The sequence below is a fragment of the Bifidobacterium felsineum genome (assembly GCF_002802915.1).
Lineage (GTDB): Bacteria > Actinomycetota > Actinomycetes > Actinomycetales > Bifidobacteriaceae > Bifidobacterium > Bifidobacterium felsineum.
Genome location: NZ_PEBJ01000003.1, coordinates 1 through 21,692 on the forward strand (window position 1 = coordinate 1; position 21,692 = coordinate 21,692).

Sequence of the window (21,692 nt, forward strand, 5' to 3'; positions counted from 1 at the left end):
CAGATGATGGACTGGCAATCATTGACTATAAAGAAGTAGTACAAACACGCTCTTGAGTTCTCAAACCACCACCACACCAACAAGCCAACCCCCGAACCATCAGAACCAGGAGGCCCGCCGTGCTGAGCGGCAACAGGTGAATAACTTACACGCAAACCAAAACAAACGCAAATCAGGCATACAAAAACACGCCAAAAACGTTGCAACGTCGGCGTCCTCTCGGCGTGTCGCAAAACAGTTAAACCACGCCTTTATCTGTCACATTACGCCCGATTTCCACATCAGCGAGGACCGACATTCCATGGCCACCGGCGTGTCGCGACAATTCATTCCCTGTTCAACTCCCCATCAGCCCACTCAAACGGGCAACCCCCATCCATGAGGAGACCCAAAGCGATGAATCGTTCCCGCTGCCCAAACGAACTTCTACGTCCAAGGCAACGAGAAAAACCCTTCAAATTCTCCTAGAGAATCAGAAGGTCAGGCGCATTTGATGCCAGATCACATTGCCATGCGTGGACTCGGAGATACCTTCATCCTTGTAGCCGAATCGTTCATAGAAGCCGACCAGTCGGTCTTTGCAGGTGAGCACCAGACCTTTGCGACCGCGCTCACGCGAATCCTCAATCACCTGCTGCATCAGCATGCTGGCATACCCATGATGCTGGTAGAGAGGCGCAGTATCCACGCCAAAAATCATCTGCCATTGGCCGTGTGGGTCGTGTTGCGTGGCATCGTCATACATATCATCGGTCAGATCAGGGCGGTCAGTGGCGAAGCCATTGATAAACGACGCAATGGCTCCGTCATCAGTCAGTAGCCAGAAGCATTCCGGATATGACTGCAACCGAGCTTGGAGCGATTCACGACTTGCCGCCTCGTCGGCCGGAAAGCATTCCGCTTCAATCGCCACCAATGCGTCAAGGTCAGCAAGAGTCGCGTGCCGAATCGTCCAGGTTTTCGGTGCAGTCATATTCGAATTTCCTTTCCGACAATCAGATGACGTGGTATTCCTTCAAGAGGGTGGCGATGTCAGTGCCATCGAGTTTCTTCAGCACTTTGCCAAGCACCGCCTTTTCGATGAAGTTGAGCTTCATATCCGTCACCGGCTTGCCGTCGCGCAGTTTGACGGTGGCGTTGAGCAGGTTGCGCACGTCGTAGACGCTGCCCCACACTTCCGGCACGCCACGGTCCACATCGAGCAAGGTGTATACCGCTTCCATGCCAGTGCGCATCGAGTACTCGGTGGTGAAAATCGTGTCGCGTGGGGTTTCGGCGAACTGGCCGAGGAATGCGAAGTTCACAGCGCCATCCGGTACCACATCCGGGCGGTCACCTGCCGCGCGCGGCATGAAGAACGCGGTGATATATGGCATCATCACCGGAACCGTATTCGCGTGATTCTTGGCGAGCGCCTCGATCTTGTCGGTCGGGACGCCCATGTGGTAGAGCCATTCCTCGCAGATTTCCTCACCGGTGCATTCGGTCATCGGCTTCTTCACATAGTTGCCGGGCTTGTCCGGGAACAGACCATAGACCCATACGCACAGCTGATCTTTGGGCTGATCGCGGAATTGCTGCTGACGGTTCAGCGTCCAGCTCAGCAGCCAGTTGGAATCGGTGACGGTCACGATGCCGCCGGTGACCACGTGACCGGTGAACGGGTCACGCTTGCAGATCTTCTGAATATACGGCGGAATCTCCTTGTCGAGGGTGGTGACGGTGGCGCTCATCCACTTGGTGGCCTGCGGGTCGGAGCAGAACTTGTCCGGGTGGCCGAAGCTTGGGTCCTGTTTGGCGATGTTGCGCCACATATCCCAGCCGCCGCCCGGCTTCAAATCCGGATTCCAAGCTGCCGGCGAGTTCTGGGAACCCATCGTAGAGTTCTCCACGCAACCGCCGTTGGTGATGAACACCAGATCATCTGCGGTCAGATCGATTGAGGACTTCTCCCCCTCGTGATCGATATCCAAACGCACGGCGAGCTTCTTGGTGGGCGAGCTGTATGGATTGCGCTTGAAGACACCGGAGGTGGCTTGAATCTTCAAAATCGTGTCCTGACCGACGCCGGTATGCTCGCGCTTAGGGCCGTCTCCGCCACCGATGGCGAATTCCACGTTCTCCACCTTGGTGTTGTACTGGAATTGCACACCGTGGCTTTCCAAATACTTGACCATCGGCAGAATCATCGATTCGTACTGGTTGTAGCGAGTGAAACGCAATGCGGAGAAGTCAGGCAGACCGCCGATGTGGTGGATGTAGCGCTTGATGTACAGCTTCATCTCCAGCGCGGAATGCCAGTTCTCGAAGGCGAACATCGTGCGCCAGTACAGCCAGAAGTTGGAGTTCAACACCTCGTCATCGAAAAAATCGGTGATGGGCTTGTCATAAAGCTCCTCATCCGGCGTGAAGAATAGCTTCATAATCTCTTGGGAGGCTTTGTCGCTCAAGCCGAACTTGCCTTGGAAACCTGCATCCTTGCCGAGATCCTTGGTGGCACGGCACAAGGAATAGTTCGGGTCTTCCTTGTTGAGCCAGTAGTACTCGTCCAGTACGCTCACGCCCTCGGTTTCGATGGAAGGAATCGAGCGGAACAAATCCCACATGACCTCGAAATGATTGTCCATCTCTCGGCCGCCGCGCATCACGTAGCCGAGACCGGGGATATCCGCGCCATCGCAGGCACCGCCCGGTACCGGGTCCTTTTCAAGGATATGAATGTGATCGCCGGGCATCTGGCCATCACGCACCAGATAGCAGGCTGCAGACAGTGCCGCAAGCCCAGTGCCGATGATGTAGGCATGCTTGTGATCAACTCCGGCCGGCTTCTTCGGACGGGCGAAAGCCTCATAATTACCGTTGGAATAGTACATGACGCTCCTCCTTTGGAGAGTATGTTGACATCACGTCAACCTTTTGACAGACATCTTGTCGCATTACTCGTCGCTTTGCCATAGGCAACGCTCGGCATTGTGTGGGGTTTATCAGATATTGCCGCGTACATGCTGATCGGCCCACGACTGGGAGTGGGTGAATGTAGCGGGATTGGCGCTCACATTGCCGTTTGGCTCATCCAATGCGTCGATGGCAGCCAATTCAGCGGGCGTCAGATCGAAGCTAGCGCTGGCAAGGTTCTGACGCATGCGTTCCACATGCTTCGACTTCGGAATAATGATACGACCTTCCTGTGTGTGCCAACGCAACACCACTTCGGCAGGAGTCACACCATGTGCCTTAGCCGCAGCGACAACGGGCTCGGATTCGATATCCTTGCCATGGCCAAGCGGGCTGTATGCTTCAGCCACAATGCCGTGCGCCTTGCAGAATGCGAGATTGCCCGGCTGGCTGAATCGCGGATGCACTTCGATTTGGTTGACGGCAGGCATTTCACCGGAGTCCTCGATGATCACGCGCAGATGTTCAGGCAGGAAGTTGCTGACTGCAGGCACGCGGATCGCGCCCTCATCACGAAGTTTCAACAGTGCACGCCAGGTTTCCTTATAGAAACCGGCAGCGGGGAACGGCCAGTGAATCAGGTACATGTCAATGACATCGACCTTGAGCTTCTTGCGGGATTCCTCGAATGCCACCATCGCCGAGTCATAGCCTTGGTCACAATTGCGCAGTTTGGTGGTCACCCAAACCTTGCCGGCCATGCCAGTGGCTTTGAGCGCATCACCCACCTGCTCTTCGTTGTAGTAGGCGGCTGCGGTATCAATATGGCGATAACCGATTTCCAAAGCTTCCTCAACGGCGCGCTGCGTATCCTCTGGCGGAATCTGGAACGTACCGAATCCAATTTGCGGGATAACGGACTTGGCTTTGTCTTGTAACGTGATTGATGGCGATTCGAGTTGCTGGCTCATAGATATCGCTTCCCTTCCATGCGATTCTTATTCCTCGCCCATTGTAAGTTTGCGACGTTCGTCTGGCCAGCATCTCACCCGATTACTGCACCGGATGGTGAATCAAATCACGTTCGATCCAAGCCATAACCAAATCCGCGAGCCTATTGGTCTCTTCATCAGTAAGTGCCCGGCCTTGGGGAATGTGATGCCATTTTTCAATACAGCCGCGGCAACAGGTGGCCGTTGCATGTTGGGCCGTGAATACTGGATGCCCGCGCCACGGCGTTTGTCTGCCGTCATTTTTAGGTTCGGCGGCTCCTACGCGATCATGCAGCATCTCATGCGCATGCCGATTGATGATGGCTTTGCCTTTGGCGCGAGCGTAGGCACGGTCTTTATCCGAGAGCACGAACTTGGCGCGAAATTTCGAATGAGACAACCGCTCCAAGGTTTCCGCTATCCAGCGTTGTTCGTCTTGTTCAGCTTCCACGTTAGCCACGGTTCGCTATGGTAGTCGCGAATTACGCGGCAGCAGGTAGACAGCTTGGGCCAAAGAGAATCTTGATTTCGGCGAATAGTGACGTATCACGCTTCACACGGAACCGATCACCGAACGTCAGCACCTGAGCGTTGCCCTTCTCATCCATGATGGCAAGATGGACTTCGCTGTATCCAGGGTGGCTGGCCAACACCTGCCCAAGGCGAGCCATACGGTCGCGTTCCAATGCCACAGTCGGCAAGGTGATGAGCAGCGGTCGTTCATCCTCGGCTTCCAACGTGGGCACCTGCATTTCCGTAGCCCTCAAGGATACCGTTTCGTCACGCAGTTCCACTTGTCCGCGAATCTGCACCACGGCATCCACCGCAAGCTCTGCGGCGGCGGCTTCATAGACCTTGCCGAAGAACATGCATTGGATACTGCTTTCCATGTCCTCAATGGTGACAATGGCCCACGGGTTTCCCTTCTTGGAAACACGACGATCCACACCGGTCACGAGGCCGGCCAACGTGACCTGTTGGCCGTCGGGCATGGTTTTGGCGCGGTCGATCAGATGTGCGATCGACATCTCCCTCAAGCTGGCCAACACGGATTGCATACCTGAAAGCGGATGGTCGGACACATACAGGCCAAGCATTTCACGTTCGAAATTGAGCTTGGTCTTCTTATCCCACTCCTCCACATCAGGAACAGTCACGGAAGCATCGCCCATGGCCTCGGCTCCCCCGTCCTCATCATCAGAGAACAGGTCGAATTGTCCCTCGGCTTGCTTGCGCTTCAGACTCACCACCGAGTCGATGGCGGCCTCGTGCACGGTGAACAAAGCGCGGCGGTTCGGATCGATGGAGTCGAACGCACCGGCTTTAATCAAGGATTCGACCAGTCGACGGTTCAGCGCAGTCAGCGGCACACGACGAATGAAGTCCATGAAGTTCACGAACTTGCCGCGCGGACCTTCGCGCTCGGCGATGATATCCGCCACGGCTTTTTCGCCCACATTGCGGATGGCACCCAAACCGAATCGGACTACGTCACCGACTGCGGAGTATTCGTACACCGATTCGTTCACGTCTGGGGAAAGCACTTGAATGCCCATGCGGCGTGCTTCGCCAAGATACAAGGCGGTCTTGTCCTTGTTCGTGGCCGCACCTTGCAGCAAGGCGGCCATGAATTCGACCGGATAATGGGTCTTCAAATACGCGGTCCAATAGGAAATCAGGCCATAGGCGGCGGAGTGCGCCTTGTTGAACGCGTAACCGGAGAATGGGACCAGGATATCCCACACCGCGTTGGCGGCTTCCTCGGAGTAGCCGTGCTCTTTCATACCGGCGAAGAACGGCACCTTCTCCTTGGCCAGCACTTCAGGCTTCTTCTTACCCATGGCTCGACGCAGCACATCTGCCTTGCCCAGCGAGTAGCCGGCCAAAATACGAGCTGCGGACTGCACCTGCTCCTGATAGATGATCAGACCATACGTCTCGTCGAGCACCTGCTTCAGCGGTTCCTCAAGCTCGGGGTGAATCGGCGTGATCTTCTGTAAACCATTCTTACGCTTTGCGTAATTGGTGTGCGAGTCCATCGACATCGGGCCCGGACGATACAGGGCGATCAATGCGGAAATATCGTTGAAGTTATCCGGCTTCAACGTTTTGAGCAGGGAACGCATGCCGTCGGAATCCAGCTGGAACACGCCCAACGTGTCGCCGCGCGACAACAGCTCATAGGTGGGCTTGTCGTCCAGCGGAATCTTCGTATAGTCGATGGCCGGTTTGCCGTTCGCCTCGATGTTCCTCAACGTGTCATGAATCACCGTCAAGTTGGAGAGTCCAAGGAAATCCATCTTGACCAGGCCCAACGTTTCGCACGTATGGTATTCGAACGTGGTCGTGATCGTGCCGTCGGTACGTTCCAGCAATGGGCTCGTGTCCGTGATCGGCGCGCTACCCATAATCGTGGCGCATGCATGCACACCCGTCTGGCGAATCAGACCTTCGATACCTTTGGCCTCATCGGTGATGCGGCGTGCATCCGGGTCGGATTCGTACATCTCACGGAACTCACGTGCCTCCGCATAGCGTTTCGCCGTCGGATCGAATATGTCGTGCAGGCTGATATCCTTACCGCCCGTGGCAGCAGGAGGCAACGCCTTGGTGACCTTCTCACCCACCGAGAATTCGTAACCCATGATTCGAGCCGAATCCTTCAACGCCTGCTTCGTCTTGATCGTGCCGTAGATCACACACTGCGCAACCTTATCGGTGCCGTACTTCTCGCCGCAATACTCAATCACACGGGCGCGGCCTTCAGGGTCGAAGTCGACGTCGATATCCGGCAGGGACACACGTTCCGGGTTCAGGAACCTCTCGAAGATCAGACCATGCTTCAATGGATCCAACTCAGTGATGCCCATTGCATAGGCCACCATTGCACCTGCCGCCGAGCCACGGCCCGGCCCCACCATGATGCCGTGGTCCTTCGCCCACTGGATGTAGTCGGCCACCACCAGGAAGTAGCCGCAGAACTGCATCTGGCAGATCACACCGCATTCGTAATCAGCCTGCTTCAGCACCTCAAGAGGAGGGTTGCCGTCATACCGCTTCTCCAGACCCTCCTCGACCTTCTTCAGGAACAAGGAAGTCTCATCCCATCCCTCAGGGCAGGGGAACTTCGGCATGAACGCGCCGTCCTCGTGATCATCGAACATCACATTGCAACGCTCGGCTATCCTCAGCGTATTGTCGCATGCCTCAGGAAACTCCTTGAACAGGGTGCGCATCTCCTCGCCCGTTTTGATGTAATAACCTGTTCCATCGAACTTGAACCGGTCCGGGTCGTCGAGACGGGAACCTGAATTGATGCACAGCATCGCATCCTGTGCGCCGGCATCCTCGGCATGCACATAATGCGAATCATTCGTCGCCAGAATAGGAGCATTGAGCTTCTTCGCAATGGTCAGCAGGTCCTTGGTCACCTGCGTTTCAATCGAAAGCCCGTGATCCATCAGCTCGATGAAGAAGTTATCCCGGCCGAAAATATCCTGGAACTCCCCCGCCGCACGCAACGCCTCATCGAACTGCCCCAAACGCAAGCGCGTTTGAATGATACCGGAGGGGCAGCCGGATGAAGCGATCACGCCTTTGGAGTAGGTGGCCAAGACTTCCTTATCCATACGCGGATATCGCATCACACGGCCCTCGAGGTTCGCAACCGAGGAGGCTTTGATGAGATTGACCAGACCCTCATCGTTTTCCGCCCACATGGTCATATGGGTAATCAAACCACCACCGGACACATCATCACGTCGTTGGGCTTCGGTGCCCCAATGCACACGAGACTTATCCTGACGAGCGGTCTCCGGTGTCACATACGCCTCGATGCCGATGATCGGTTTGACGCCGTTGGAGACGCAATTGGTATACATCTCATAAGCGCCATGCATGTTGCCATGGTCGGTGATGGCAACGGCCGGCATACCTAATTCGGCTACGCGTTTCGCCAATGCCGGAATCTTCGAGGCACCATCCAACAACGAATAGTGCGTGTGGTTGTGCAGATGTACGAAGTTCCCCATTTCAGCCATGCGTTCCACCATACCGCACGCTCTTCTCAGCCTTCACCGTTGCTGACTGTAGGTTTTTCAACACCGACCGTAGGATTTTCAACGTTTTTCGTTCAAAAACCTACAGTGAACGTCAAAAAACCTACAGTAAGAGTTCGAAAACCTACAGTCAGGAAGCTATGGGAGCAACATCTGTGTGACGATCCCGCATGATTTCAAGCGCCTGTGCCAAATCAGCGGGATAATGGGATTCCACTGTGGTCCATATGCGGGTACGCGGATGGCGGAATTCAAGTTTCATCGCATGCAGCCATTGGCGGTCCAGACCAAGCGCCTCGGATAACACTGGATTGGCACCATACATCGGGTCTCCGCATAATGGGTGACCGATCGAGGAGAAATGCACACGAATCTGATGCGTACGCCCGGTTTCAAGGTTTACGGAAACCAGCGTGGCCTCATGGCCGAATCGTTCCATCACATCCCAATGGGTCACGGCGGGTTTGCCGGCAGGGGTTACGCAAAAGCGGAAATCGGAGACCTTCGCCCGGCCGATCGGCGCCTCGATAGTGGCTTTATCCTGCTTCAACGACCCCTGTACCAGCGCATGATATGTTTTCTTGACCTCATGCTCCGAGAACTGCCGGCGCATTTCAGTGTAGGCAAGATCGGACTTGCAGACGAGCATCAGGCCCGACGTTCCAACGTCCAAACGGGAAACGATGCCTTCTCGGCCCGCCGCACCGAGAGCGGTGATATGCACGCCGCGGTCTCGCAAAGAACCCAAAACCGTAGGGCCGGTCCAACCGACTGAAGCGTGAGCGGCAACGCCAACGGGCTTATCGACTACGACGACATCATCATCTTCATAGACCACTGCCATATCGTTGGCGATAGGCTCAGGTTCCGCATGCTCTTCGGTCAAATCGAATTCGACAGTCTCTCCTGCAGCTAGGATGCTGGATCGAGCGACATCACGGCCAAGCACACGAGCCTGACCGGAATCAATCAACTCCGCAGCCTTGGAGCGGGAAATGCCGAGCATTTTCGCCACGGCGATATCGAATCGTTTACCGATGAGCGCGTCAGGAGCAGGAACCATACGATTCATTACTCGGCGTCCACCTTTGTTTCAGTATCATCACTGTGCTGAGGCTGCAGATCCTTACCGGAGAATGGCTCATTAAGCAGAATCAGAATCACGATGGCGATACCGGCAATGACCAGATACACATCGGCCACATTGCCGACCGACCATCCATAATTCAGGAAATCCACGACTTTGCCATTGAGAAATCCATCGGCATACATAACGCGGTCGATGAGATTACCAAACGCGCCTGCAAAAGCGAAGGACAATACAGCGGTCCATTTCAGCGATACCGTGCGCAAGCCGCAATAAAGCAACGCACAGCACGCGGCGATAGCCAGCAAAGAGATCACCCATGTTGCACCAGACCCCATACCCAGCGAAGCGCCAGGATTGCGGACAAGCGTGAAGGAAAGCAACTTTGGAATCACTACGATGGTCTGGCCATCGGATAATGCCGCCATAGCCCACGCTTTCGTGAGCTGATCGACAATCAAGGCGGCGGCTGCTACACATGCAAAGACGGCCGCGCGAATGCGCAGCCGTCCCTGTTGGTTCGTCATACGACCTAACCTACCTACGCTCAGTTAGCCTTGGACGAGGTCTGGTCCTGGTAGTTGTTCGACTCGGAAACCTGAGCTGCCAGCTGGCCGAGGAACTCGGTGAGGCGTGCACGGTATTCGGTCTCGAACTGCTTGAGGCTCTGAATGTTGCCTTCGATGACCTTGGACTGGTTCTGCAGGTTGTCGCGAACCTGCTGTGCATAGGTATCGGCGGCGGAACGAGTCTGCTTATCGTATTCCGCTGCACGACGCTGCACATCTGCCTCGTACTCGTCAGCATCGGTGTGCTGGGTCTTGGAGTACTTATCGGCATCCTGACGGGTCTTCTCGGAGTAGGCGTCTGCGTCGGCACGGGTGTTCTCGGAGTAGGCGTCGGCATCAGAACGAGTGCTCTTGGAGTAGGCATCGGCATCAGCATGTACGCGATCACGGTAGGCATCGGCCTCGGAACGGGTGCGGTCGGAGTAGGTGTTGGCCTTGGTGACCAGATCGTTGTACTTGTTCTGGCTGGCTTCGGTGATTTCCTTAGCCTTGGTCTTGCCCTTCTCGACATACTGATCGTGCAGCTGCATGGCCAAAGTCAGCATTGCGGTAGCGCGCTCCGGCTCGCTGCCCGGCATGGAAGCAGCACCTGCAATCTTCTGCAGGGAACCGGTCTCGGTGCTCGGCTCGACCTTGGAAACCTGGGCACGCAGCTGGTTCTCGCGCTGCTTGGCTTCTTCCAGCTGACGGGACAGCTCCTGAATCTGAGCGGCCTGCTGCTGGGCGACGCCACCCTGCTGCTGAGCGGCAGCAAGCTGACGGGACAGCTCTTCATTGGCGGCACGGAACTGATCGCGTTCCTTCTGAATGGCTGCAATCTGCTGGCCGACGGCCTCCTGGTTGCCGGAAGCCTGAGCAGCCTGAGCAGTGAGCTGGTCGATCTGAGCGTTGAGCTGATCAACCTGGCCCTTGAGCTGATCGTTCTGAGCGGCGAGAGCGCGGTTGGATTCCTCAGCTTCGCTCAGCTTCGTGGCTGCCAGCTGTGCAGCCTGCTCACCCTCGGCGGAAGCCTGAGGACCCTGTGCAGCTGCCTTCTTCAGATCGGCATTCTCTGCCTGCAGCTGCTGCACCTGACCGGTCAGCTCGGAAATCTTGGCATTCAGGTTGGTCACGTCGGGACCCAGAGCCTGAGTCGCCTGTCCGCCGGCTACAGCCTGACGTCCCAGAGCCTCCACAGTCTCCGTGACCTGATCGAGGAAGTCGTCAACCTCGTCGACATCGTAGCCTTCCTTGAATCGCACGGTCTGGAAGGTATGCTCCCTAATATCCTTCGGCGTCAACAGAGCCATAAATATTGCACCTCGCTTTGGGGCTTTGCCCTCGCTTACGTTGGTATCAAGTATTGATGCTATCACGACCCCATCGTTTCATGAGGGTTCTGTGCCGATTTTCAAGGCGCGACATGCCGTATTTGTATTAAAATCAGCTGATTTTTCGTATCAGAAGATGATGTAAACAACACTTTCGAGTATCACCAAAGCGAAATACAACACCAGGAAGCTCATATCAAGGCTAATCGCTCCCAGCGGCAATGGTCGGATGTATTGGCGCAGCCAGCGCAGTGGCGGTTCGGTGATGGTGTACACAAGGTTGATAAGCTGCGCCACGATGCCGCGCGGGTACCAGTTGCGTGCCAATATGGAAACCCAGTCGAGAACCATACGGATGATCAGCACGGTGATGTAGGCGTTGATCAGACCGCCAAGTATACGGCCGATAAGAGCAAAACCAAAGGACAACATGGGCGTAAGCCTAACAAGCGGATATGAACAATTTGCTGGGAGCACAATGACAATTGGCCGACTCCTTTACAGGGATCGGCCAATTGTCAGCGAAAACGCCAGTAAAAACTCCAGGCTCAGTCAGATCAGTCAGAGAAGAGATCGCGGGCGGAAGCCGCGTTCGCAGGCTCCTCGACCTTGATGTTGACCTGCGCTGGGCTGAGCAGGAACACACGCGGAGTCACACGCTCGAGAGAGCCACGGACACCGAACACCACGCCAGCGGAGAAGTCAACAATGCGATAGGCTACGGCCTCGGAGACGCCAGTCAGATTCAGGACCACCGGCACGCCATCGCGAAGGGCACGGCCAACCAGCTGTGCATCCTCATAGGACTTGGGGTGAATCGTGGTAATACGATTTACTCGGCCGCTGCCTTGGAAAGGCGTGGTCTTCGCAGACGAATTCGTGGTCGTGGACGTCTGAGCCATCGGGGTCACCGTGTGATCGGAATCGAAGTTGGGTTTCGGCTGCGGCTTTTGCTGCTCCTCTTCCTCCTCGACGAACTCATCATCATCGTCGGCCACATCGCTCATGCCCAGATAGGACATCGCGTTCTTCATGAACCCAGCCATGGATTAGTCCTTTCAGCGCAGGAAATCAGGGATGTCGAGATCGCCTGCGGGATCGTTGAGAGAGATGGTCGGATGTTCGGAAGTCGGGTCATCGAACGGCAGCGACGCGGAATCCCCGGTGGTAGGCACGAACGCCGGCTGAGCCGAAGGCTGTGCAGCCGGAGCGGGCTGGGCCACCGTAGCCGCGGGAGTTGCGGCGGGCTTTGCTGCCTGAGTGGGCACTACCGGAGTCACCACTTCCTGATCAGCATCATCCTGAGAGGATACATGATCGAATCCAGCTGCGATGACGGTAACACGCACCTCGTCGCCGTAGGCATCATCCAATGCAAGACCCCAAATGATCTGGGCCTCGGGGTGAATGGCCTTACGCACCAGTTCGGTGGCGGCGGAAGCTTCCTGCAGCTTCAGATCGGTCGGGCCGGCGATGTTGATGAGCGCACCATGAGCGCCCTCGATGCTTTCCTCCAGCAGTGGGGAGCTGATGGCGATTTCGGCGGCCTGGGTCGCACGATCCTCGCCCCGGGCTGAACCGATGCCGAACAGTGCGGTGCCCGCCCCACGCAGAATGGAGTTCACATCGGAGAAGTCCACATGAATGTAGGAATTCATGGAAATCAGATCGGTAATGCCTTGCACACCGGCCAAGAGTGCGGTATCTGCGGTCTTGAAAGCCTCGATGATGCCGATGGAGCGATCGGACAGCTCAAGTAGACGATCGTTCGGGATGACGATAAGGGCATCGACTTCCTTGCGCAGGTTCTCAATGCCGTAATCAGCTGATGCGGAACGCTGCGGGCCTTCGAAACTGAACGGACGGGTGACCACGGCAATGGTCAGGGCACCCTGCTGGTGCGCGGCGCGCGCCACGATGGGGCTGGCGCCAGTACCAGTGCCGCCGCCTTCGCCACAGGTGACGAAGACCATGTCGGCGCCCTTGAGGGATTCCTCGATATCCGACTGGTGATCCTGCGCCGCCTTTGCGCCACGCTCGGGGTCGGCTCCAGCGCCAAGACCACGACTGGACTTATCGGAAAGAGAGATCTTGACATCAGCGTCAGATCGCAGCAAATCCTTCGCGTCGGTGTTTACCGCCACAAATTCAACGTTCTGCAATCCTTCGGCGATCATACGGTTAACGGCATTGCCGCCGGCTCCGCCTACGCCGACGACCTTGATGTTGGTCTTGTCGTTGAACTCAGTCTGGGCGATCTCGCTCACGTTTGGCTCCTGTCACTTCACGGTTACACCCAAGAGTAGCGCAACTGGCCTACTCGTGGAGTCAATTCGCACATGGAATAGTGCGTGTTGTGCAATATTTTTAATAACTAGCGTCCATCGGGTCATCGCCGAACAAGGCTTCGCGCTCCTCATGGGAGGTGGTACGCGATTCCAGCCATCCGTATGGCAGATGCACTTTCTTGGCAAAGCGCACACGACCACGTGGCTTATCGATGACTCGCGGTGGGTATTCAATGGTCGGATCAAGTCGGGCGATTTCGCGGTCCACGTCAGCCAGATTCTCGCATTCCATAAAGGCTTTTCGCGTAGATCCACCTACAGGGAAGCCCTTCAGGTACCAAGCAATGTGCTTACGCAGATCGTGCACCGCCATCATCTCGTCACCGTCATAGAACTGGGTGAGCAGTTCGGCGTGCCGATGAATGACCTTACAGACCTCCCCAAGGTTTGGATTGACGCGTTCCGGATCGCCGGCGAACGCATTCTTGATGTTGGCGAACAGCCACGGCCTGCCTTGGCATCCACGGCCGATTGCGACGCCATCGCAACCGGTTTCTCGCACCATTTCCAGCGCATCTTCGGCGCCCCAGATATCGCCATTGCCGAATACCGGAATATCAAGATGGGATTTGAGCTCGCCGATACGCAACCAATCCGAATGACCACCATAATATTCAGCCGTGGTGCGCGCATGGAGCGTTACCGCCTTGCAACCTTCCTCCTGGGCGATGTGCCCCGCTTCAAGGAAGGTCTCATGCTCGTGATCGATGCCGACACGGATCTTGGCGGTCACCGGGATGCCCGCAGGCTCGCATACGGCGACCACACGGGAAATCAAATCGCTGAATATATCCGTCTTCCACGGCAATGCCGAACCGCCACCTCGACGGGTGACCTTGGGAACCGGACAGCCAAAATTCAGGTCCACGTGGTCGGCCATTCCCTCGTCGACCACGATTTTTGCGGCTTGCTCGGTAATGGAGGGATTGACGCCGTACAGCTGCAGCGAACGAATCTTCTCACTCGGCGCAAAATGGCATAGTCGCAATGCCTTGGGATTGCGCGCCACCAGCGCACGTGCGGTGATCATCTCCGCCACATACAGACCATCGGGACCATATTCCTCGCAAATCACGCGGAAAGGCCAGTTGGTCACTCCCGCCATCGGCGACAACACGACCGGAGTGGGCACAGTGATGTTGCCGAGTTGCACGGGTGCGATATGCGCAGGCACATCCGTACGGGCTGGTGCGTCCGTACGTGGATCGAGGTTATCGGTTTCGTGATGCTCGGTAATCACGGTTTCAGCATTATCTGTCACGTTGTTCCTACATAGTTCGACTCCCCTCGCTGAGAGGAGCTGCCTTGCAATGCAAAACTGAGGGTAAGTCCGGAGCATACGGTGCTCCCCCAGTCACCTAAGGTGACAGCTCCCTCAAGAAGGGGAGCCAGAATCGATATCTTCCTGTCCGCCGATCAGTACAAACCGCCGGCTTCCTGAATACCGGAAGCAGGCCAAGGTTCACCACCCATTTCGACAGGCTTCAGCGGCACACGGGTGCGCTTCTCGCTGATGCGAGCGGCGACATAATCAGCCACCTTGTCGAGGGCGACGCGTTCCTGAGTCATCGTATCGCGTTCGCGAATGGTCACGGCATGGTCCTCGAGGGTGTCGAAGTCCACGGTGATGCACAGCGGAGTGCCGATTTCATCCTGACGACGGTAACGGCGGCCAATGGCCCCGGACTCGTCGTAGTCGATCATCCACTCGTTGAAGCGCAGGTCGGCGGCCAGGTTGTGAGCCACTTCCTGCAGTTCCGGCTTCTTGGACAGCGGCAGCACCGCAGCCTTGATCGGAGCCAGACGCGGATCAAGGCGCAGCACGGTACGCTTGTCGACGCCGCCCTTGGTGTTCGGGGCCTCGTCCACATCGTAGGCATCCACGAGGAAGCACATCAGGGATCGGGTCAAGCCTGCAGCCGGTTCGATGACGTACGGAATGTACTTCTCACCGGTGGCCTGGTTGAAGTAGCTCAGATCCTCGCCGGAGTGCTTGGCATGAGCAGAAAGATCGAAATCGGTGCGGTTGGCGATGCCTTCGAGCTCGCCCCAGTCGGAGCCCTGGAAGCCGAATTTGTATTCGATGTCCACGGTGCGCTTGGAATAGTGGGCCAGCTTCTCCTTCGGATGCTCGTAGTGGCGCAGGTTCTCCGGCTTGACGCCAAGGTCGAGATACCACTGGGTACGAGCGTCAATCCAGTACTGGTGCCACTCCTCATCGGTGCCCGGCTTGACGAAGAACTCCATCTCCATCTGCTCGAACTCGCGGGTACGGAAGATGAAGTTGCCGGGAGTGATCTCGTTACGGAAGGACTTACCCATGTTCGCGATGCCGAACGGCGGCTTGGAACGAGAGGAGGTCATCACGTTCTTGAAGTCCACGAAGATGCCCTGAGCGGTTTCCGGGCGCAGGTAGTGCAGGCTGTTTTCATCCTCGACCGGGCCAAGATGGGTGCGCAGCATCATGTTGAAGTCGCGCGGTTCGGTCCACTCGCCACGGGTGCCGCAGTTCGGGCAGACGATGTCCTTCATGCCGTTCTCCGGCAACTTATCGCCATGCTTTTCGGCGTAGGATTCCTCAAGCTTGTCGGCACGATTGCGCTTGTGGCAGTTCAGGCACTCGACGAGCGGATCATTGAACACGCTTACGTGGCCGGAAGCCACCCATACTTCAGGCGGCAGGATGATGGAGGTGTCCACGCCGACCACGTCGGGACGGGTGACGACCATGGAACGCCACCATTCACGCTTGATGTTGTCCTTCAAGGCAACGCCAAGGGGGCCGTAATCCCAGGCGGAACGAGTGCCGCCATAGATTTCACCGGCAGGGAATACGAAGCCACGACGTTTTGCGAGGGATACGACTTCATCGAGTTTAGATTGAGCCACAATGCACCTTCTGGTTTGAACGGTTTGGGGACTTGCTTACAACCGCTTCAGAATAGCGGCACTCCCCTACATCATCTTTATATATGGGGTATATGGGGCAGCGAGGGAATATCGATCTCAGCGGCAGGGGCGGGTCAGCGGCTCCCACGGTTCGAGTTCGACAGGCTTGGACTGCGCGACGGCCAGCGTGGCCTCGTCAAGCATGTCCTTACGGATGATAAGTTCGGTGACAAACTGGTCGAACCAGGTATCAGAGGCCACATAGTAGCCATCCTTGCCGTTGTCCTTGCCCCAGCTGTTCTCAATCTTCCAACGGTTCGGCTTGCCGTTTTCGTCCAGGTTCACGCCGGTGAGTGTCATCGCGTGATTGCTCGGACGGTCGCCGTATTCGAGGCCGTCCGCCTTGTCGAAGGTGAATTCAGTGCCGAACAGCTGATCCACGCGCACAGTGTCGCGGTCGAAGATGCCTTCGCCGCGTAGCGCGAACTGCATGCAGTCGCAAGCGAACCAGACCGGGTGTCCGGCTGCGATCTGATCGACGGCGGCCTTCTTGAACACATCAAGCGGCACGTTGACGAATTCCATATCACCGGCTTCGATCACATTCGCGGTGTAACGAATGCGGTAGCGCTTGCCGAATGGCGTGCGAACCATCGGGGCGTTGGAGATGGTGACGAAATCGTTGACGTCCACCGGCACGTACTTCTTATAGAACTGAAGCGGGGTGATGCCGGTTTCGCGAATCTGCTTGCGTTCGTCCTTGCCGGATTCGCTCTTGGTCTGCGCGGACTTGCCGGTCTTATCCTTCTCGTCCTTGTCATCGTCGTCATCCTTGACTCGTGCCAGGAAATCGAACGTCTCCGGCGGCTCGCCAAGCGCAACGGCGCAGATGCGATACACCGTGTTCATATCCTTGCGCTTGGCTTCGCGCAATGTCTCCACAGACTCGCCGGCGACATGACGGCGACGCAAATCCGCGGCGAACTCACGCAGTTTAGTGTTGAGATACTGCTTGAACGCATCCGAATCGCGGGAGTTCGCGGATTCCGGGTATGCGGATTTCGGCACCAAACCATATTTATTGACCAGCGCAGCGAACATCTGCCACCAACCGCCATCATCGGACGGTCCATCATTGATGACCTCGAAGATGCGGGAATCAGTGGGCTCATCCAAGGTCTCCAGCACATGCTCAAGATAGGTGTTGGACTTTTCGATGGCATCCCAGAAGAACAGGTAGGTTTCGGAGAATTCGAAATCCTCGAGATTCCAGTGATGCATAAGTTCATAACGCAGCGTGTTGAGCGATGCGAACATCCAGCAACGACCTGAACGCTCCTGATTGGTGATGGAGCCTTGCTTCAGCTCGATGGAGAAGTCTCGAGGCAGATTGCGTAGGCCCTGGTAATCGGTGGCTGCGGCAAGCACACCGGAGGAGACAGCCGCATTGGCGGCCACCAGATTGGCACGGTCAGCATTGAATGCACGCGAATATTCCTTGAGATGCGCGGCGTCAACAGCAGATTGATTGGTCATCATTCCTCCCGAAGAATTGGGAATTCAAGCAAACGAGCTTTATCCTACACGCGTGCCGCATCAGAAAACTGTTGCAATACCACGCGAATCGGCGACGCGCCAGAATAATCACATAAAAATCAACGATTCTGTTCGTATTTGTAAAGAAAATGTCCGCATCGGCGCATAGCGTCAACACCGTAATGCAGGGGAACCCGCGACAACAGCGGGTTGAGAATGGCAGAGAGCCTAACCCTTAGAACCTGTTGGTTAAGACCATCGTAGGGAGCAGTGATATGAGCGACGATTCGCACGTACATTGTGGTACTAGCACACATCAGGCAAACGACTTGGCATCGTTGCGCGAAGCCATAGCACAGGCGGTGCGAGACGTAAAAGACAAGACGCCCCTGGCACAATCGTTTACGAATTTCGTCACCATCAATCTGGTGGCCAATGCACAGCTTGCCGCCGGCGGCACCGCAGCCATGAGCTTTCTGCCGGACGATGTGATTGAAACCGCGAAGATCGCCGGCGCGAATTACATCAATGTGGGTACGTTGTTGCCGTTCTATAAGGATGCGCTGCCGACCATCGCGCAACGACTGAATTATCTCGGCAAACCGTGGGTGCTCGATCCGGTGGCCGCCGGCATCGGCAAGACCCGTACCGTGATTCTGCAATCATTCAAGGCTGCTCCTCCGACGGTGATTCGCGCCAATGCTTCCGAAGTCATCGCCCTGGCCAACATGTGGGGTCTACTTGATGCGGATAACGCAAGCCGCCCGGCAGGCGTGGAGTCCGTGGATGAAGTGGATGCCGCAGTCGAGCCGGCGAAACTGCTGGCACAGTTCCTTGCGCAGTCCGCGCCAAATCACCAGGCTGCAGTAGCCGTGTCCGGCAAAGTCGATCTGGTGACTGACGGCGAGCACGTCTATCGTCTGCCCGGCGGCAGCGCATTGATGGCTAAGATTACAGGAGCCGGCTGTTCATTGGGCGGCGTGACCGCCACGTATCTTGCGGTCGCCGAACCGCTGATTGCCGCATTGGCCGCTTCCCTGCTCTATGACCGTGCGGCCGAAGTGGCCGGAGCTGATGCCAAGGGCCCCGGCTCCTTCCAAGTGGCATTCCTTGACGCCCTATGGAATGTGACGGCCGAGCAGGTGGCCGGCAGCGAAATTCTTATGCAGTAATTTTTCCCCGATATGACTCCCCTCAGTCGGCTCCGCCGGCAGCTTTGTCATATTCACACACAGACTTCCTCAATAACAATCAAAGGAACAATAATGAGCAACGAATATCCATACGCATCCATGCGTGACTCATTCGACCTCTCCGCATACTTTGTGGTCGGCCCGGATGATTGCAAAGGCCGACCGCTGACCGACGTCGTCGATCAGGCCCTACGCGGTGGCGCCACATTCATCCAGCTGCGCGCCAAGAACGCCGATGCCTCCGAACTGACCGCCATGGCCCAGGACATCGCGCAGATCATCGAAGACAACAACAAGTCTGATTCAGTGGCCTTTGTGATCGACGATCGTGCCGATGTGGTGTGGCAGGCTCGCCGCAAGGGCATCAAGGTGGACGGCGTGCACATCGGCCAGACCGACATGGAACCGCGCGAGGCCCGCGCGCTGCTCGGCGACGAAGCCATCGTCGGTCTTTCCGCCGAGACCGAAAGCCTGGTCAAGCTCATCAATGAGCTGCCCGATGGCTGCATCGATTACATCGGAGCCGGACCGCTGCATGTTTCCACCACCAAACCGGAAGCTTCCGTGGGTGGCAATGATGGTTCCGGCAAGACTCTCGACGCCCAACAGATCAACACCATTTGCGCCGCCTGTGATTTCCCGGTGGTGGTGGGCGGCGGCGTAACCGTCAAGGATATGGCCATGCTCGCCGGCACCAAGGCCGCAGGATGGTTTGTGGTATCCGCCATCGCTGGCGCTGACGATCCGGAACAGACCACCAAGGACATGATTGCAGCGTGGAAGGCCGTTCGCGGCGACGCCAAGCACGGCTACGCTCCGCGCATCGTGACCCACACGCCTGCAGCGGACACCCAGGCCGCTCAGGAGGGCACAGCAGCAGCCGGCGCCGAAGCCTCCGAGAAGAAGTTCACCAATGCCAAGCAGGCCAAGGAAGCGCAGAAGCTCGCCAAGCAACAGCGTGTGGATATCGCGGCCCGCGGTTCCAAGCAACGCGATAAGGCGCATATCCGCAAGACCAAGTCGGTGCATTTCGAGAACCAGTTCGGCTCGTACGATCTTGAGGTGCCATACACCGAAATCAAGCTTTCCGACACCCCCGGCGTAGGCCCGAACCCGCCGTTCATCGACTACAACACCGAAGGCCCCAAGTGCGATCCGAAGGAAGGCCTGAAGCCGCTTCGTCTCGATTGGATTCGCGACCGTGGCGATATTGAGGAATATGAAGGCCGCCGCCGTAACCTGGGTGATGACGGCAAGCGCGCCATCAAGCGTGGTCGTGCTACGAAGGAATGGCGCGGCCGCAAACATCAGCCGATGCGGGCCAAGGACCATCCGGTGACCCAGATGTGGTATGCCCGCCACGGCATCATCACTCCGGAAATGAAGTACGTCGCCGAGCGCGAGAACTGCGATGTGGAGCTTGTACGCTCTGAACTTGCCGCCGGCCGCGCCGTAATGCCATGCAACATCAACCATCCGGAAGCGGAGCCGATGATCATTGGTTCCGCCTTCCTGACCAAGCTCAACGCCAACATGGGTAACTCCGCCGTGACCTCCTCCATCGACGAGGAAGTGGAGAAACTCACTTGGGCCACCAAGTGGGGCGCCGACACGGTGATGGATCTTTCCACCGGCAACGACATTCACACCACCCGCGAATGGATTCTGCGCAACTCCCCCGTTCCGATCGGCACCGTACCGATGTATCAGGCACTGGAGAAGGTGGAGGATGATGCTTCCAAGCTCAGCTGGGAGCTGTTCCGCGACACCGTGATCGAACAGTGCGAACAGGGTGTGGATTACATGACTATCCACGCCGGCGTGCTGCTGCGCTTCGTGCCGCTGACCGCCAACCGTGTAACCGGCATCGTCTCGCGTGGTGGCTCGATCATGGCCGAATGGTGTCTGCAGCATCATCAGGAAAGCTTCCTGTACACCCACTTCGATGAACTGTGCGACATCTTCGCCAAGTACGATGTGGCGTTCTCTCTGGGCGACGGCCTTCGCCCGGGTTCGCTGGCGGATGCCAACGACGCCGCGCAAATCGCCGAGCTGATGACCTTGGGCGAACTGACCCAGCGCGCTTGGGCCAAGGACGTCCAGGTGATGATCGAAGGCCCGGGCCACATTCCGTTCGACACCGTGCGCATGAACATCGAAATGGAAAAGGCCATCTGCAAGGACGCTCCGTTCTATACCTTGGGACCGCTCACTACCGATACCGCCCCCGGCTACGATCACATCACCTCCGCCATCGGCGGCGTGGAAATCGCACGCTACGGCACCGCAATGCTGTGCTATGTGACGCCGAAGGAACACCTCGGACTGCCGAACAAGGATGATGTGAAGCAGGGCGTGATCGCTTACAAGATCGCCTGCCACGCAGCCGACATCGCCAAGCATCATCCGCATGCGCAGGACCGCGATCTGGCCATTTCCAAGGCTCGTTTCGAGTTCCGTTGGCTCGACCAGTTCAACCTCTCCTACGACCCGGATACGGCCATCGCCTTCCATGACGAGACGCTGCCCGCCGAGCCCGCCAAGATGGCGCACTTCTGCTCGATGTGCGGCCCGAAGTTCTGCTCGATGGCCATCTCCCAGAACATCCGCAAGCAATTCGGCGGTGCTGCCGCGCAGGAGAAGCTGGTGCAGGATACGCTGGCCGGCAAGATTCCATCCGCCCAGGAAGCTCGTGGCGCATTGGAAACCGGCGCTACGCCGAGTACCAATGCGGATGATATCGCCGCGGGCATGGCGGAGATGAGCCGCAAGTTCCAGGAGGGCGGCTCGAAGCTGTACCAGAAGGCTCAGTAAA

Annotated in this window: 16 protein-coding genes and 1 riboswitch; of the genes, 2 read left to right on the plus strand and 14 right to left on the minus strand. The window is 57.0% G+C overall.

Features of this window, described 5'->3' with window-relative positions; genetic code table 11:
* Positions 1-472 precede the first annotated feature (472 nt).
* The 14 genes from CSQ86_RS06390 to CSQ86_RS06455 form a co-directional block, all read right to left on the minus strand.
* Positions 473-973, minus strand: coding sequence for a GNAT family N-acetyltransferase (locus CSQ86_RS06390; protein WP_100494291.1), 501 nt, complete (start codon positions 971-973; stop codon positions 473-475).
* 22 nt (positions 974-995) lie between these two features.
* Complete coding sequence (locus CSQ86_RS06395; protein ID WP_100494292.1) at positions 996-2,873, minus strand: oleate hydratase; 1,878 nt, start codon at positions 2,871-2,873, stop codon at positions 996-998.
* 111 nt (positions 2,874-2,984) lie between these two features.
* On the minus strand, positions 2,985-3,866 hold the full coding sequence (locus CSQ86_RS06400) for an aldo/keto reductase (protein ID WP_100494293.1): 882 nt from the start codon (positions 3,864-3,866) through the stop codon (positions 2,985-2,987).
* An 82-nt stretch (positions 3,867-3,948) separates the two neighbouring features.
* Positions 3,949-4,347 (minus strand): DUF4186 domain-containing protein, encoded by a 399-nt coding sequence (locus CSQ86_RS06405; RefSeq protein WP_100494294.1) that lies wholly within the window; start codon positions 4,345-4,347, stop codon positions 3,949-3,951.
* 22 nt (positions 4,348-4,369) lie between these two features.
* On the minus strand, positions 4,370-7,927 hold the full coding sequence (gene dnaE, locus CSQ86_RS06410; protein ID WP_165773775.1) for a DNA polymerase III subunit alpha: 3,558 nt from the start codon (positions 7,925-7,927) through the stop codon (positions 4,370-4,372).
* A 148-nt stretch (positions 7,928-8,075) separates the two neighbouring features.
* Positions 8,076-9,017, minus strand: coding sequence for an RluA family pseudouridine synthase (locus CSQ86_RS06415; RefSeq protein WP_100494296.1), 942 nt, complete (start codon positions 9,015-9,017; stop codon positions 8,076-8,078).
* Entirely contained in the window at positions 9,017-9,559 is a 543-nt protein-coding gene (locus tag CSQ86_RS06420) for a signal peptidase II (RefSeq protein ID WP_100494297.1), read from the minus strand. Before CSQ86_RS06420 ends, CSQ86_RS06415 begins: the two co-directional genes overlap by 1 nt.
* 20 nt (positions 9,560-9,579) lie before the next feature.
* Positions 9,580-10,890: a DivIVA domain-containing protein gene (locus CSQ86_RS06425; RefSeq protein ID WP_100494298.1), complete on the minus strand. Its 1,311-nt coding sequence runs from the start codon at positions 10,888-10,890 to the stop codon at positions 9,580-9,582.
* A gap of 150 nt (positions 10,891-11,040) precedes the next feature.
* Entirely contained in the window at positions 11,041-11,343 is a 303-nt protein-coding gene (locus tag CSQ86_RS06430; RefSeq protein WP_100494299.1) for a YggT family protein, read from the minus strand.
* A 125-nt stretch (positions 11,344-11,468) separates the two neighbouring features.
* Positions 11,469-11,957 carry a cell division protein SepF gene (locus CSQ86_RS06435; RefSeq protein ID WP_100494300.1) on the minus strand — a complete coding sequence of 163 codons (489 nt, stop codon included), beginning with the start codon at positions 11,955-11,957 and terminating at the stop codon, positions 11,469-11,471.
* Positions 11,958-11,969: 12 nt separating this feature from the next.
* Entirely contained in the window at positions 11,970-13,178 is a 1,209-nt protein-coding gene (ftsZ, locus tag CSQ86_RS06440) for a cell division protein FtsZ (protein WP_100494301.1), read from the minus strand.
* 100 nt (positions 13,179-13,278) lie between these two features.
* Positions 13,279-14,520 (minus strand): tRNA dihydrouridine synthase DusB, encoded by a 1,242-nt coding sequence (dusB, locus tag CSQ86_RS06445; RefSeq protein WP_100494302.1) that lies wholly within the window; start codon positions 14,518-14,520, stop codon positions 13,279-13,281.
* Between the two features lie 155 nt (positions 14,521-14,675).
* On the minus strand, positions 14,676-16,148 hold the full coding sequence (locus CSQ86_RS06450; protein WP_100494303.1) for a glycine--tRNA ligase: 1,473 nt from the start codon (positions 16,146-16,148) through the stop codon (positions 14,676-14,678).
* A 117-nt stretch (positions 16,149-16,265) separates the two neighbouring features.
* Positions 16,266-17,687 (minus strand): C1 family peptidase, encoded by a 1,422-nt coding sequence (locus CSQ86_RS06455; RefSeq protein WP_100494304.1) that lies wholly within the window; start codon positions 17,685-17,687, stop codon positions 16,266-16,268.
* 173 nt (positions 17,688-17,860) lie between these two features.
* Positions 17,861-17,968: riboswitch (TPP riboswitch) on the plus strand.
* On the opposite strand from CSQ86_RS06455, the gene thiM reads away from it, so the two are divergent.
* Both thiM and thiC read left to right on the plus strand, forming a co-directional pair.
* Complete coding sequence (gene thiM / locus CSQ86_RS06460) at positions 17,960-18,856, plus strand: hydroxyethylthiazole kinase (protein WP_100494305.1); 897 nt, start codon at positions 17,960-17,962, stop codon at positions 18,854-18,856. It overlaps the preceding riboswitch by 9 nt.
* Before the next feature lie 93 nt (positions 18,857-18,949).
* Positions 18,950-21,691 carry a phosphomethylpyrimidine synthase ThiC gene (gene thiC / locus CSQ86_RS06465; RefSeq protein ID WP_100494306.1) on the plus strand — a complete coding sequence of 914 codons (2,742 nt, stop codon included), beginning with the start codon at positions 18,950-18,952 and terminating at the stop codon, positions 21,689-21,691.
* The last annotated feature ends 1 nt before the right edge of the window (position 21,692 follow it).

What these genes read in the sequence shown, in the direction of transcription:
- CSQ86_RS06390 (WP_100494291.1), bottom strand. Translation starts at nt 973, where the DNA reads ATGACTGCACCGAAAACCTGGACGATTCGGCACGCGACTCTTGCTGAC.
- CSQ86_RS06395 (WP_100494292.1), bottom strand. Translation starts at nt 2,873, where the DNA reads ATGTACTATTCCAACGGTAATTATGAGGCTTTCGCCCGTCCGAAGAAG.
- CSQ86_RS06400 (WP_100494293.1), bottom strand. Translation starts at nt 3,866, where the DNA reads ATGAGCCAGCAACTCGAATCGCCATCAATCACGTTACAAGACAAAGCC.
- dnaE (WP_165773775.1), bottom strand. Translation starts at nt 7,927, where the DNA reads ATGGCTGAAATGGGGAACTTCGTACATCTGCACAACCACACGCACTAT.
- CSQ86_RS06415 (WP_100494296.1), bottom strand. Translation starts at nt 9,017, where the DNA reads ATGAATCGTATGGTTCCTGCTCCTGACGCGCTCATCGGTAAACGATTC.
- CSQ86_RS06420 (WP_100494297.1), bottom strand. Translation starts at nt 9,559, where the DNA reads ATGACGAACCAACAGGGACGGCTGCGCATTCGCGCGGCCGTCTTTGCA.
- CSQ86_RS06425 (WP_100494298.1), bottom strand. Translation starts at nt 10,890, where the DNA reads ATGGCTCTGTTGACGCCGAAGGATATTAGGGAGCATACCTTCCAGACC.
- CSQ86_RS06430 (WP_100494299.1), bottom strand. Translation starts at nt 11,343, where the DNA reads ATGTTGTCCTTTGGTTTTGCTCTTATCGGCCGTATACTTGGCGGTCTG.
- CSQ86_RS06435 (WP_100494300.1), bottom strand. Translation starts at nt 11,957, where the DNA reads ATGGCTGGGTTCATGAAGAACGCGATGTCCTATCTGGGCATGAGCGAT.
- CSQ86_RS06455 (WP_100494304.1), bottom strand. Translation starts at nt 17,687, where the DNA reads ATGATGACCAATCAATCTGCTGTTGACGCCGCGCATCTCAAGGAATAT.
- thiM (WP_100494305.1), top strand. Translation starts at nt 17,960, where the DNA reads ATGAGCGACGATTCGCACGTACATTGTGGTACTAGCACACATCAGGCA.
- thiC (WP_100494306.1), top strand. Translation starts at nt 18,950, where the DNA reads ATGAGCAACGAATATCCATACGCATCCATGCGTGACTCATTCGACCTC.